Genomic DNA, 13,133 nt, shown 5'->3' on the forward strand with positions numbered 1-13,133 from the left:
GGGGTGGTGGCCACGTCGTCCTTCGGGTCGGCCGGAAGCGTGCTCGGCGATTCTATCCGCCCCCGACATCACCTCGTGACGCCCCCGGCCGTGACCCCCTCACGCAGGTCTAGGGTGGACGTCAGTTGCGTCACACGGCGCCCTCACCGCCGGTGGCGACGTCATGAGCACGTCCCCGCGAGAGAGGAATCCCTTGAGCCCCACCGCCCGTCCCCGTTCCGCGTCCCCCGTCGCCGGCCGCTCCCCCGAGCTCTCCAAGCCGCTGGCCCGCAAGGCGAAGTGGTCCGACCTCGACGTCCGAGCCGTCGACACCGCCCGCATCCTCGCCGCCGACGCCGTCCAGCACAAGGGCAACGGCCACCCCGGCACGGCGATGAGCCTCGCCCCCGTGGCCTACCTGCTCTACCAGCAGGTGATGAACCACGACCCGTCCGACCCCGCGTGGCTCGGCCGCGACCGGTTCGTCCTGTCGTGCGGGCACTCCTCGCTCACCCAGTACGTGCAGCTCTACCTCTCGGGCTACGGCCTCGAGCTGGCCGACCTCAAGGCGCTGCGCACCTGGGGCTCGCTCACCCCGGGCCACCCCGAGGTGCACCACACCAAGGGTATCGAGATCACGACCGGCCCGCTCGGCTCCGGCCTCGCGTCGGCCGTCGGCATGGCGATGGCCCAGCGCCGCCAGCGCGGCCTGCTCGACCCGGACGCCAAGCCCGGCCAGAGCCCCTTCGACCACCACGTGTGGGTCCTCGCCTCCGACGGCGACCTCATGGAGGGCGTGTCGGCCGAGGCCTGCTCGCTCGCCGGCCACCAGGAGCTCGCCAACCTCACCGTCGTCTACGACGCGAACCAGATCTCCATCGAGGACGACACCGACATCTCCTTCACCGAGGACGTCGCGAAGCGCTTCGAGGCCTACGGCTGGGACGTCGTCGACGTCGACTGGCGCCAGTCGGACGACCCCGCCGGCACGCCCGGGTACACCGAGGACGTCGACGCCCTCCTCGCCGCGCTCGAGAAGAGCCGCAAGGGCAAGCGCCCCACCCTCGTGCGCCTGCACACCGTCATCGCCTGGCCGGCCCCCTCCGCCCGCGGCACCGGCAAGGCGCACGGCTCGGCCCTCGGCACCGACGAGATCGCGGCGACCAAGGAGCTCCTCGGCTTCGACCCGAAGAAGTCCTTCCCCGCCGAGCGCGAGGTCCTCGCCCACACCCGCGAGGTCAAGAAGCGCGGCAAGGCCGCCCACCGCGAGTGGGACAAGGGCTACAAGGCGTGGCGCAAGGCGAACCCCGAGCGCGCCGCCCTCCTCGACCGGCTGGTCGCTGGTGAGCTCCCCGCCGACTTCGCCAAGGCCCTGCCGGTCTTCGAGGCCGACGAGAAGGGCATCGCGACCCGCGCCGCGTCCGGCAAGGTCCTCGGCGCCCTCGCCGACGTCCTCCCCGAGCTGTGGGGCGGCTCGGCCGACCTCGCCGAGTCGAACAACACGACGATGGCCGGCGCCGACTCGTTCATCCCCGCGAGCCGCCAGACCGCCGAGTGGAAGGGCGGCCCGTACGGCCGCACGCTGCACTTCGGCATCCGCGAGAACGGGATGGGCATGATCCTCAACGGGATCGCGCTCGAGGGGATGACCCGCCCCTACGGCGGCACCTTCCTCGTCTTCTCCGACTACATGCGCCCCGCCGTCCGGCTCGCGGCGCTCCAGCAGCTGCCGGTGACCTTCGTCTGGACGCACGACTCCATCGGTCTCGGCGAGGACGGCCCGACGCACCAGCCGGTCGAGCACATCGCCTCGCTCCGGGCCATCCCGCAGCTCGACGTCGTCCGCCCGGCTGACGCCAACGAGACCGCCGAGGCGTGGGCCGAGATCCTCCGCCGCCGGCGCACCGCCGGCCTCGCGCTCTCGCGCCAGAACCTGCCGACGATCGACCGCACGACGCACGGCAAGGCCAGCGGCGTCCGCAAGGGTGCCTACGTCCTCGTCGACGGCGGGAAGAACGGCGACGAGGCGCCCGAGGTCATCCTCATCGCCACGGGCTCCGAGGTCAGCCTCGCCCTCCAGGCGCGCGAGCGCATCGAGCGCTCCGGCACCCGGACCCGCGTGGTCTCCATGCCCTGCCGGGAATGGTTCGAGGAGCAGCCGCGCTCCTACCAGAGCAAGGTCCTGCCCCCCGAGGTCAAGGCCCGCGTCAGTGTCGAGGCGGGTGTCGCCATGGGGTGGCACGACCTCGTCGGGGACGCCGGCCGCTGCGTCAGCCTCGAGCACTTCGGGGCCTCGGCCGACGCCGGGACGCTGTTCCGCGAGTTCGGGTTCACGCCCGAGGCGGTCGCCAAGGCCGCGAAGGACTCGCTCAAGGCAGCGCGCACGGCCACCGGTGTCCCCGCCGTCACCGACACCGCCCCGCGGGCGAAGTCCTCCCGCGCTGCCGGCAACACGAAGGCGCCGAGCCGCAAGGCCTCGGCCGGGAAGTGAGAGCCGCATGACCACACCGAAGCCCCTCCAGGACCTCGCCGCGAACGGCGTGTCCGTCTGGCTGGACGACCTCTCCCGGGAGCGCATCTCCTCGGGCAACCTCCAGGAGCTCATCGACGACCACGGCGTCGTCGGCGTGACGACGAACCCGTCGATCTTCCAGGCCGCCCTCGCCGAGGGCCACGCCTACGACGAGCAGGTCGCCGAGCTCGCCCGCGCCGGGAAGGACGTCGACGAGACCGTCTTCGCCCTGACGACGCGTGACGTGCGCGACGCCTGCGACGTCATGCTCCCCGTCTACGAGAACACCCACGGCGAGGACGGCCGCGTCTCCATCGAGGTCGACCCGCGCTCGGCGCACGACACCGCCAAGACCGTCCGCGAGGCCAAGGCCCTCGCGGCCGAGGTCGACCGGCCGAACGTCCTCATCAAGATTCCGGCGACCCTCGAGGGCCTCCCGGCCATCTCGCAGGTCCTCGCCGAGGGCATCTCGGTCAACGTCACGCTGATCTTCAGCCTCGACCGCTACCGGGCCGTGATGAACGCCTTCCTCACCGGTCTCGAGCAGGCGCGCGAGAAGGGCAAGGACCTCTCGCAGATCCGCTCCGTCGCGTCCTTCTTCGTCAGCCGTGTCGACGGCGAGATCGACCAGCGTCTCGACGCGATCGGCTCGGACGAGGCGAAGGCCCTGCGCGGCAAGGCCGGCCTGGCCAACGCGCGCCTGGCCTACCAGGCCTACGAGGAGGTCTTCTCGACCCCGCGCTGGGCCTCGCTCGAGGGCGCCGGTGCCCACCGGCAGCGTCCGCTGTGGGCCTCCACCGGCGTCAAGGACCCGGCCTACCCGGACACGATGTACGTGACCGAGCTCGTCGCCCCCGGCACCGTCAACACGATGCCGGAGAAGACGCTCCAGGCCACCGCCGACCACGGCGAGGTCACCGGCGACACGGTCACCGGCTCCTACGCCGAGGCCACCGAGGTCCTCGACGCGCTCGAGCGCCTCGGCATCTCGTACTCCGAGGTGGTCGACCTGCTCGAGCGCGAGGGCGTCGAGAAGTTCGAGAAGGCGTGGGCCGAGCTCCTCGACCGCGTCCAGAGCGAGCTCGAGAAGGCCGCCGCGTGAGCACGATCGACGTCTCCGCCACCGGGGACGCCGCCGACGCCGTCGCGCGGCACGTCCCGCAGCTCGTCGCCGACCGCGTCGCGAGCCGGCTCTTCGCGCAGGACGACACCCTGTGGGGCGAGGCCGCGCAGGACGAGGCGTCCAAGCGCCTCTCCTGGACCGGTCTCCCCCGCAGCTCGCGACCGCTCGTCGGCGAGATCGCCGCGATCCGGTCCGAGCTGCAGGAGTCGGGCTACGACCGCGTCGTCCTCTGCGGGATGGGCGGCTCCTCGCTCGCCCCGGAGGTCATCTGCGGCACGGCCGGGGTGCCCCTCGTCGTCCTCGACTCCTCCGACCCCGACGTCGTCCGCGGCGCGCTGACCGACCTCGACCGCACGGTCGTCGTCGTCTCCAGCAAGTCCGGGTCGACCGTCGAGACCGACAGCCAGCGACGCGCCTTCGAGGCCGCCTACCGCGACGCGGGCATCGACCCGACGACGCGGATGGTCGTCGTCACCGACCCGGGCAGCCCGCTCGACGGTCAGGCGCGCGAGGCGGGCTTCCGCGTCGTCAACGCCGACCCCGCCGTCGGCGGTCGCTACTCGGCGCTCACCGCGTTCGGGCTCGTCCCGTCCGGTCTCGCCGGGGCCGACGTCGAGGCCCTCCTCGACGACGCCGAGCTCGTCGCCGACCTCCTGGCGGCCGACGACGAGGCGAACCCGGCGCTGCGCCTCGGCGCCGCGATGGCCGGTACCGAGCCGCTGCGCGACAAGCTCGTCCTCGTCGACGCCGGCACCGAGAACGTCGGCTTCCCGGCGTGGGCCGAGCAGCTCATCGCCGAGTCCACCGGCAAGGACGGCACCGGCATCCTCCCGGTCGTCGCGATCGGCACGGAGCCGGCGCACCTCTACGCCGACGGCACCGTCGTGCGGCTCGTGGCCACCGACTCCGACGACGACGACGCCGCGGGCGACTCGGTCGTCACCGTCGCCGGCCGCCTCGGGGCGCAGATGCTCCTGTGGGAGGCCGCGACCGCCGTCGCCGGCCGCCTGCTCGGCATCAACCCGTTCGACCAGCCCGACGTCGAGAGCGCCAAGGCCGCGGCCCGCGAGCTCCTCGACGCCGGCATCGGCACGGGCGACGAGCCGGCCTTCACCGACGGGGCCGTCGAGGTCCGCACGCTCGGCGGCGACTGGCTCGGCGACGCCGGCTCGGTCGACGCCGCGGTCGACGCGCTCCTCGCCGACCTGGACGACGAGCACGGCTACGTCGCCGTCATGGCCTACCTGGACCGCGAGTCCGACGCCGACCTCGAGCACGTCGCGCGCGACCTCTTCGAGCGCACCGGCCGCCCGGTGACCTTCGGCTGGGGCCCGCGGTTCCTGCACTCGACCGGCCAGTACCACAAGGGCGGGCCGGCGACGGGTGTCTACGTGCAGGTCACGGCCGACCCCGCGCAGGACCTCGAGGTCCCCGGGCGGGACTTCACCTTCGGCCAGTTCATCGCCGCGCAGGCGGCCGGTGACGCGAAGGTCCTCGCCGAGCACGGCCGCCCCGTGCTGCGCCTGCACCTGACCGAGCACGACACCGGGCTGGCCCGGGTTCGCGCGGCCCTGGGACGGGGCGCATGACCCCGGCCCGCGTCACGGCCGAGAGCAACCCGCTCCGGGACCCGCGCGACAAGCGCCTGCCCCGGATCGCCGGCCCCTGCTCGATGGTCCTCTTCGGCGTCACCGGCGACCTCGCCCGCAAGAAGCTCATGCCGGCGATCTACGACCTCGCCAACCGTGGTCTCCTGCCGCCCGGGTTCTCGCTCGTCGGGTTCGCCCGGCGCGACTGGGAGGACCAGGACTTCGGCAAGATCGTCTACGAGTCGGTCAAGGAGCGCGCCCGCACCCCGTTCCGCGAGGAGGTGTGGCGCACGCTCGCCGAGGGCATCCGGTTCGTCCCGGGCAGCTTCGACGACGACGCCGCGTTCGACCTCCTCGCCGAGACGGTCGCCGAGCTCGACGAGCAGCGCGGCACCGGCGGCAACCACGCGTTCTACCTCTCGATCCCCCCGGGGTCCTTCGCGGCCGTGTGCGAGCAGCTCGAGCGCTCCGGCCTCTCGACCCCGCAGAGCGGGTCGTGGCGCCGGGTCGTCATCGAGAAGCCGTTCGGGCACGACCTCACCTCGGCCCGCGAGCTCAACGACATCGTCGAGAACGTCTTCCCGGCCGACTCGGTCTTCCGGATCGACCACTACCTCGGCAAGGAGACGGTCCAGAACCTCCTGGCGCTGCGCTTCGCGAACCAGATGTTCGAGCCGGTGTGGAACGCGAACTACGTCGACCACGTGCAGATCACGATGGCCGAGGACATCGGCATCGGTGGTCGCGCGGGCTACTACGACGGCATCGGCGCGGCGCGCGACGTCATCCAGAACCACCTGCTCCAGCTCATGGCCCTGACGGCCATGGAGGAGCCGGTCTCGTTCGACGCCCAGGGCCTGCGCCTCGAGAAGGAGAAGGTCCTCTCGGCGGTCCGCATCCCCCAGGACCTCGCCTCCGGTACCGCGCGCGGGCAGTACGCCCGCGGGTGGCAGGGCGGCGAGGAGGTCGTCGGCTACCTCGACGAGGACGGCGTCGCCGACGGCTCGGGCACCGAGACCTACGCGGCCGTCCGCCTCGAGGTCGACACCCGGCGCTGGGCCGGCGTGCCGTTCTACCTGCGCACCGGCAAGCGGCTCGGCAAGCGCGTCACGGAGATCGCGGTCGTCTTCAAGCAGGCGCCGCACCTGCCGTTCACGCACACCGCCACCGAGGAGCTCGGGCAGAACGCCATCGTCATCCGGGTCCAGCCCGACGAGGGCGTCACCCTGCGCTTCGGTGCCAAGGTGCCCGGCTCTCAGATGGAGGTGCGCGACGTGACGATGGACTTCGGCTACGGCCGCGCCTTCACCGAGTCCTCCCCCGAGGCCTACGAGCGGCTCATCCTCGACGTGCTCCTCGGGGAGCCGCCGCTCTTCCCGCGGCACGAGGAGGTCGAGCTCTCCTGGCAGATCCTCGACCCGATCGAGAAGTTCTGGGCGAGCAAGGGCAAGGCCCCCGAGCAGTACGCCTCGGGCGGCTGGGGCCCGGCCTCCGCCGACGAGCTGATGCACCGTGACGGACGAGAGTGGAGGCTGCCGTGATCGTCGACCTGCCCAACACCTCGACCGCCGCGGTCTCGCGCAAGCTCGTGGCGCTGCGCTCCGACACCGGCGCGATGGCCCTCTCGCGGGTCCTCACCCTCGTCGTCGTCGTCGACGAGGCCGAGGCCGAGGCGGCCATCGAGGTCGCCAACGACGCGAGCCGGCAGCACCCCTGCCGGATCATCGTCGTCGTCGGCAGCAACCGCCGCGGCGCCGCGCGCCTCGACGGCCAGATCCGCGTGGGCGGCGACGCCGGCGCGTCCGAGGTCGTCGTGCTGCGGCTCTACGGCCCGCTCGCGAGCCACGGCCGCGCCGTCGTCACCCCGCTCCTGCTCGCCGACTCGCCGATCGTCGCGTGGTGGCCGGCCGAGGCCCCGAAGGACCCCTCGAAGGACCCGATCGGCGAGATGGCCCAGCGCCGGATCACCGACGCGGCCCGGACCCAGGGCGCCCCGAAGACCGTCCTCAAGCGGCTCGCGAAGTCGTACGCGCCGGGCGACACCGACCTCGCGTGGTCGCGCATCACGCTGTGGCGCGGGCTGCTCACCGCCGCGCTCGACCAGCCGCCGTTCGAGCCGGTCACCGAGGCTCTCGTCGTCGCGGCGCCCGACAGCCCGTCCGGCGAGCTGCTCGCCGGGTGGCTGGCCAGCCGGCTGCGCTGCCCGGTGTCGCTCGCCCGCTCCAAGAGCGGCTCGGGCATCATCTCGGTCCGCCTCGAGCGCAAGAGCGGCACCGTCGACCTCGTCCGTCCCGAGGACGGCAGCACCTCGATGCTGCGCCAGGTCGGCCAGCCCGACCGCACGCTCGCGCTGCCGCACCGCTCGGACGCCGAGTGCCTCGCGGACGAGCTGCGCCGGCTCGACCCCGACGAGGTCTACGAGGACGCGCTGACCAAGGGCTTCCCGACCCTGACCAGCTCGCGGCGCACCGCCAGCGAGGCGGTCAAGGCCGGGGCGGCGCCGTCGCCGGCAGAGGCCGAGCGCACGACCCAGCGCCTGCGCCGGGCCGCCCGCGTGGCCGGCAGCTCGGCCATGGTCGAGAAGCGCCCGATGCCCGAGGACGGCGCCGACACCGAGACCGTCAAGGCGGCCGCGGCCGCCAAGCTCGCCGAGGTCAAGGAGCGCCGCTCGTGAGCGAGAGCACCGTCGTCGTCCACCCGTCCAAGCAGGCCCTCGCGGACGCCTCGGCGGCCCGCCTCGTCGTCGCCCTCGTCGACGCGCAGGCGGCCCGCGGGGTCGCCCACGTGTCGCTGACCGGTGGCTCGATGGGCTCCGAGATCGTCCGCTCGCTCGCCGCCACCCCGGCGCGGGCGGCGGTCGACTGGGCCCGGGTCCACGTCTGGTGGGGCGACGAGCGGTACCTGCCGGCCGGCGACCCCGACCGCAACGACACCCAGAACGACGAGGCGGGGCTCGCCTCGCTCGGGCTCGACCCGGCGCACGTCCACCGGGTCGCCGGGCCGGACACCTCCGCCTCGGCGGCGGAGTCGGCCGCGGCCTACGGCGAGGCCCTCCACGCCGCCGGCGCCGGCGCGTTCGACGTCATGGTGCTCGGCGTCGGCCCGGACGGGCACATCGCCTCTCTCTTCCCGCACCACCCGGCGGCGGCGAGCACCGGCGCGATGGCCGTCGCGGTGCACGACTCCCCCAAGCCCCCGCCGGACCGGGTGTCGCTGACCCGTGAGTGCCTCGAGCGCTCGCGCCTCGTGTGGTTCCTCGTCGCCGGCGGCGACAAGGCCGACGCGGTGCGCCGGGGGGTGACCGGCTCGCCCTTCGAGGAGACCCCGGCCGCCCACGTCCACGGCAGCGAGGCGACGCTCTGGCTCGTCGACACCGACGCCGCGGCCGAGCTGGACCGGGGCTGACGGCCGTGGGCATCCTCGACCGCTGGCGCTCCCGCGGTGACGACGACACGCTCGTGGCCGACGACGGCCCGGCGGGCTCCGACGGTATCGAGCCGGTCGAGGAGGTCTCGACCCGGCCGCTCACCGGCGAGGAGGAGGCCCGGCTCGAGGCCTACCGGCTGCGCTACGCCGAGCACGGCATCGACCCGGCCGACCTCGGCACGATCGCGTCGGCGTGGAGCGCGGCCCTCTCCCGTGGGGACGAGGCCGAGGGGCCCGAGGCCGTGACGGTCGTCGCGACCGCCGTCGGCGACCACCTCGTCGGGGCCGGCTACCGCTGGGTGGTCAGCACCGACCCGTTCGGCACCGACGTCGCCGTCGAACCCCCGCGGCGCGGGGTCCCGGTCGTCGTGCGCACCCTCGTCGCGGTGCGCTGGATGCAGCGCGAGCCCGACTGGGTCGAGAACGTCGTGGGCCACCTGGCCCGCACCGCCCGCCGCTGACCCTGGTCCCCCGCGTCCCGACCACGGGTCGAGGTGAAACCGGACCGTCAGGAGGTCGGACATCACCTCGACCGATCCGCACCGCCCCAGCATCCGGAGCTGCGGGACGGGCGCCCGCTCGACGATCCACCACACGACGCAGCGACCCCCGGCCGTCGTGGCCGGGGGTCGTCGCGTGCTGCTCGGGGTCAGTGCCTCACTGGATGAGGCCACGACCGCGCAGGCTCGCCAGCGCCTCGTCGAGGATGGCCTGGCCGTCCTCGTCGGAGCGGCGCTCCTTCACGTACGCGAGGTGCGTCTTGTACGGCTCGACCTTGGGCGGGGCGGGCGGGTTGTCCCGGTCCTGCCCGGCGGGGAAGCCGCAGCGCGGGCAGTCCCACTGCTCGGGGACGACGAGGCCGGCCTCCTCCGCGAAGCTCGGCTTCGTCTCGTGCCCGTTGGAGCACCAGAAGGAGACGTAGCGGCGCGGGGCCGCCTCGCCGCGCTCGGCCTCGCCCATGGGGCCCGCACCGACGCGCGAACCACGGATCGCGTTACCACCAGCCATCGTCCAGCCCCTCTCAGGCGAACCGCTCGAGGACGCCGAGACCGACGACGCAGGTGAACCAGACGGCGGCCACGCCGACCGTGATCCGGTCGAGGTTGCGCTCGGCGACGGAGGAGCCGCCGAGCGAGCTCGACATGCCACCGCCGAACATGTCCGAGAGGCCGCCACCCTTGCCCTTGTGGAGCAGGATGAGGAGGGTCAGGAACAGGCCTCCCATGACCAGGAGGACCTGGAGGCCGATGCGAACCGCTTCCACGGAGGGATCCTTCGGTGTGGGGGTCGGGGACAACCGGACAAGGATAACCGCTGCCCGGCCCGGCCGCCGCGACCCGGGTGGGCGCGGCGGCCGGGAGCGGGTCAGACGGTGCCGCGGTGGTCGCGGAAGCGGCAGATGGCGGCGAACTCGCCGGCCTCGAGCGAGGCCCCGCCGACGAGCGCGCCGTCGACGTCGTCCTGGCCCATGATCGCCGCGACGTTGCCGGACTTGACCGAGCCGCCGTAGAGGACGCGGATGCCGTCTGCGACGTCGCCGGAGTACAGCTCGGCGAGCCGGGTCCGGATGGCCCCGCACACCTCCTGCGCGTCCTCGGGCGTCGCGACCTCGCCGGTGCCGATGGCCCAGACGGGCTCGTAGGCGACGACCACGGAGGCGGCCTGCTCGGCCGGGACGCCCTCGAGGCCGGCCGCGACCTGCGCGAGGACGTGCTCGACGTGCGTGCCCGCCTGGCGGATCTCGAGGCCCTCGCCGACGCAGAAGATCGGCGTGATGCCGGCGGCGTAGGCGGCCTTGACCTTGCTGTTGACGACCTCGTCGGTCTCGCCGTGGTACTCGCGCCGCTCGCTGTGGCCGACGGCCACGTAGGAGCAGCCGAGCTTGGCGAGCATCGCGCCGCTCACCTCGCCGGTGTAGGCACCGGACGCGTGGGCGGAGAGGTCCTGCGCGCCGTGCTTGAGCTCGAGCCGGTCACCGTCGATGAGCGTCTGGACGCTGCGGATGTCGGTGAACGGCGGCAGGACGACGACCTCGACGGCGCCGAAGTCGTGCCTGCCGTCCTTGAGCGTCCAGTCGAGCTTCTGCACGAGGTGGGTGGCCTGGAGGTGGTCCAGGTTCATCTTCCAGTTCCCCGCCATGAGCGGGGTGCGGCCGGAGGCCATTCAGTGCTCCTTCGTGAGGATCGCGATGCCGGGCAGCTCCTTGCCCTCGAGGTACTCGAGGGAGGCGCCACCACCGGTGGAGATGTGGCCGAACTGGTCGTCGGTGAAGCCGAGCTGCCGGACGGCGGCGGCGGAGTCGCCACCTCCGACGACGGTCAGCGCGCCGGCCTCGGTGGCCTCGACGAGCGCCCGGGCGAGCGCCTGCGTGCCGGCCGCGAAGGGCTCCATCTCGAAGGCCCCCATCGGGCCGTTCCAGAACACGGTGCGCGCGTCGGCGAGCTTCTCGGCGTAGAGCCGGGCCGACTCGGGGCCGATGTCCAGGCCCATCGTGTCGGCCGGGATGGCGTCCGCGGCGACCGTGTCGACCTCGGTGTCGGCCGAGAACTCGCGGCCGACGACGACGTCGACCGGCAGGACGATCTCGACGCCCTCCCGCTCGGCGCGCTCGAGGTACCCCTTGCACGCCTCGACGCTGTCGGCGTCGAAGAGGCTCGTGCCGATCTCGTGGCCCTGGGCCGCGAGGAAGGTGAAGAGCATCCCGCCGCCGATGAGGAGGCGGTCGGCCGTGCCCATGAGGTTGTCGATGACCGCGAGCTTGTCGGCGACCTTGGCGCCGCCGAGGACGACCGCGTAGGGGCGCTCGGGCGACTCGGTGAGGCGCTTGAGCACCTCGACCTCGTCGTGGACGAGCCCGCCCATCGCGGACGGCAGCCGGGTGGCGACGTCGTAGACCGAGGCCTGCTTGCGGTGGACGACGCCGAAGCCGTCGGACACGAACGCCTGCGCCAGGCCGGCGAGGGCGTCGGCGAACTCGGCGCGGTCCTCGTCGGACTTGGCGGTCTCGCCGGCGTTGAACCGGAGGTTCTCGAGCAGGACGACGTCGCCGTCCTGCATCGCGTCGACCGCGGCCCGTGCGCTCTCCCCCACCGTGTCGGTGGCGAAGACGACGTCGCGGCCGAGCAGCTCGGACAGCCGGCCGACGACGGGCCGGAGGGAGTACTTCTCCTCCGGCGCGCCCTGGGGACGCCCGAGGTGGGCGCACACGATGACGCGTGCGCCCGCCTCGGACAGCTGCCGGAGGGTGGGGACCGACGCCCGGATGCGGCCGTCGTCGGTGATCGTCGTGCCGTCGAGGGGCACGTTGAGGTCTGACCGGACGAGGACGCGCGTGCCGCGCAGGTCGCCCAGCGAGGCGATGTCAGCCATGGGTCGGTCGGTCCCCCCGGCTCACAGGCTCTTGCCGACGAGAGCGGTGAGGTCGATGAGGCGGTTGGAGTAGCCCCACTCGTTGTCGTACCAGCCGACGACCTTGACCTGGTTGCCGATGACCTTGGTCAGGCCCGCGTCGAAGATGCAGGAGCTGGGGTCGGTGACGATGTCGGCGGAGACGATCGGGTCCTCGGTGTACTTGAGGAAGCCCTTGAGCGGGCCCTCGGCCGCCGCCTTGATGATCGCGTTGACCTCCTCGACGGTCGTCTCGCGGCCGGCCTCGAAGGTGAGGTCGGTGGCGGAGCCGGTCGGGGTGGGCACGCGCAGCGCGTAGCCGTCGAGCTTGCCCTTGAGCTCGGGCATGACCAGGCCGATGGCCTTCGCGGCGCCGGTGCTCGTCGGGATGATCGAGAGCGCGGCGGCGCGGGCGCGACGCAGGTCGCGGTGCGGGCCGTCGAGGAGGTTCTGGTCCGAGGTGTACGCGTGGATCGTCGTCATGAGGCCCTTGACGATGCCGAGCTCGTCGTGGAGCGGCTTGGCCATCGGCGCGAGGCAGTTGGTCGTGCACGACGCGTTGGAGATGACGTGCATCGTCTCCGGGTCGTAGTCCTCGTGGTTGACCCCCATGACGAAGGTGCCGTCCTCGTTCTTCGCCGGCGCGGAGATGATGACCTTCTTGGCGCCGCCGTCGAGGTGGGCCTTGGCCTTCGTCGCGTCCGTGAAGATGCCGGTCGACTCGATGACGATGTCGGCGCCCGCCTCGCCCCAGGCGATGTCGGCGGGGTTGCGCTCGGCGAAGATGCGGATCGTCGTGCCGCCGACGGTGATCGAGTCGTCGGTGTACGAGACGTCGTCGGCGAGGACGCCGAGGACCGAGTCGTACTTCAGCAGGTGGGCGATGGTCTGGTTGTCCATCAGGTCGTTGGCGGCGACGATCTCGATGTCGGCGCCCGACGCCTGCACGGCGCGGAAGAAGTTGCGCCCGATGCGGCCGAAGCCGTTGATGCCTACGCGAACGGTCACTTGCGTTGCCTTCCGATGGGGAGGTGAGGACGTGGCGGATCCCACGTCCCTGTGGTCCACCACACACCCTAGACCCCACCCCGGACGACGCTCAGGGTGTCCGGGGTAC

Annotated in this window: 12 protein-coding genes; 7 read left to right on the forward strand and 5 right to left on the reverse strand. The window is 72.9% G+C overall.

Translation table 11 applies throughout. The annotated features are described in order from the left end of the window. Positions 1-193 precede the first annotated feature (193 nt). From tkt to HL663_RS13475, 7 genes are read left to right on the forward strand one after another with little or no spacing between them, the layout of a single operon-like run. On the forward strand, positions 194-2,470 hold the full coding sequence (gene tkt, locus HL663_RS13445) for a transketolase (protein ID WP_502709027.1): 2,277 nt from the start codon (positions 194-196) through the stop codon (positions 2,468-2,470). 7 nt (positions 2,471-2,477) lie between these two features. Next, positions 2,478-3,593 (forward strand): transaldolase, encoded by a 1,116-nt coding sequence (tal, locus tag HL663_RS13450; protein WP_173028853.1) that lies wholly within the window; start codon positions 2,478-2,480, stop codon positions 3,591-3,593. Then, complete coding sequence (locus HL663_RS13455) at positions 3,590-5,203, forward strand: glucose-6-phosphate isomerase (RefSeq protein ID WP_173028854.1); 1,614 nt, start codon at positions 3,590-3,592, stop codon at positions 5,201-5,203. The genes tal and HL663_RS13455 overlap by 4 nt, the downstream gene beginning before the upstream one ends. Then, positions 5,200-6,744: a glucose-6-phosphate dehydrogenase gene (zwf, locus tag HL663_RS13460; protein ID WP_173028855.1), complete on the forward strand. Its 1,545-nt coding sequence runs from the start codon at positions 5,200-5,202 to the stop codon at positions 6,742-6,744. Before HL663_RS13455 ends, zwf begins: the two co-directional genes overlap by 4 nt. After that, a complete protein-coding gene (opcA, locus tag HL663_RS13465; protein WP_173028856.1) occupies positions 6,741-7,877 on the forward strand; it encodes a glucose-6-phosphate dehydrogenase assembly protein OpcA in 1,137 nt (378 codons plus the stop codon). Before zwf ends, opcA begins: the two co-directional genes overlap by 4 nt. Then, positions 7,874-8,608 carry a 6-phosphogluconolactonase gene (pgl, locus tag HL663_RS13470; RefSeq protein WP_173028857.1) on the forward strand — a complete coding sequence of 245 codons (735 nt, stop codon included), beginning with the start codon at positions 7,874-7,876 and terminating at the stop codon, positions 8,606-8,608. The genes opcA and pgl overlap by 4 nt, the downstream gene beginning before the upstream one ends. Before the next feature lie 5 nt (positions 8,609-8,613). Next, the gene (locus HL663_RS13475; RefSeq protein ID WP_173028858.1) at positions 8,614-9,090 is read left to right on the forward strand and encodes a hypothetical protein; all 477 of its coding nucleotides are present in this window, start codon (positions 8,614-8,616) and stop codon (positions 9,088-9,090) included. 196 nt (positions 9,091-9,286) lie between these two features. Here the strand turns inward: HL663_RS13475 and HL663_RS13480 are convergent, their stop codons facing one another. From HL663_RS13480 to gap, 5 genes are all read right to left on the reverse strand, one after another. Beyond that, positions 9,287-9,637 carry an RNA polymerase-binding protein RbpA gene (locus tag HL663_RS13480; protein ID WP_084696763.1) on the reverse strand — a complete coding sequence of 117 codons (351 nt, stop codon included), beginning with the start codon at positions 9,635-9,637 and terminating at the stop codon, positions 9,287-9,289. A gap of 13 nt (positions 9,638-9,650) precedes the next feature. Beyond that, positions 9,651-9,893 carry a preprotein translocase subunit SecG gene (gene secG / locus HL663_RS13485; protein ID WP_173028859.1) on the reverse strand — a complete coding sequence of 81 codons (243 nt, stop codon included), beginning with the start codon at positions 9,891-9,893 and terminating at the stop codon, positions 9,651-9,653. Between the two features lie 101 nt (positions 9,894-9,994). Next, positions 9,995-10,792, reverse strand: a complete 798-nt coding sequence (tpiA, locus tag HL663_RS13490; RefSeq protein WP_173028860.1) for a triose-phosphate isomerase — start codon at positions 10,790-10,792, stop codon at positions 9,995-9,997. Then, positions 10,793-11,998 carry a phosphoglycerate kinase gene (locus HL663_RS13495; protein ID WP_173028861.1) on the reverse strand — a complete coding sequence of 402 codons (1,206 nt, stop codon included), beginning with the start codon at positions 11,996-11,998 and terminating at the stop codon, positions 10,793-10,795. Positions 11,999-12,019: 21 nt separating this feature from the next. Continuing rightward, on the reverse strand, positions 12,020-13,024 hold the full coding sequence (gap, locus tag HL663_RS13500; protein ID WP_173028862.1) for a type I glyceraldehyde-3-phosphate dehydrogenase: 1,005 nt from the start codon (positions 13,022-13,024) through the stop codon (positions 12,020-12,022). Between the last annotated feature and the right edge of the window lie 109 nt (positions 13,025-13,133).

The sequence above is a fragment of the Arthrobacter sp. NEB 688 genome, assembly GCF_013201035.1.
Classification (GTDB): Bacteria; Actinomycetota; Actinomycetes; order Actinomycetales; family Dermatophilaceae; genus Phycicoccus.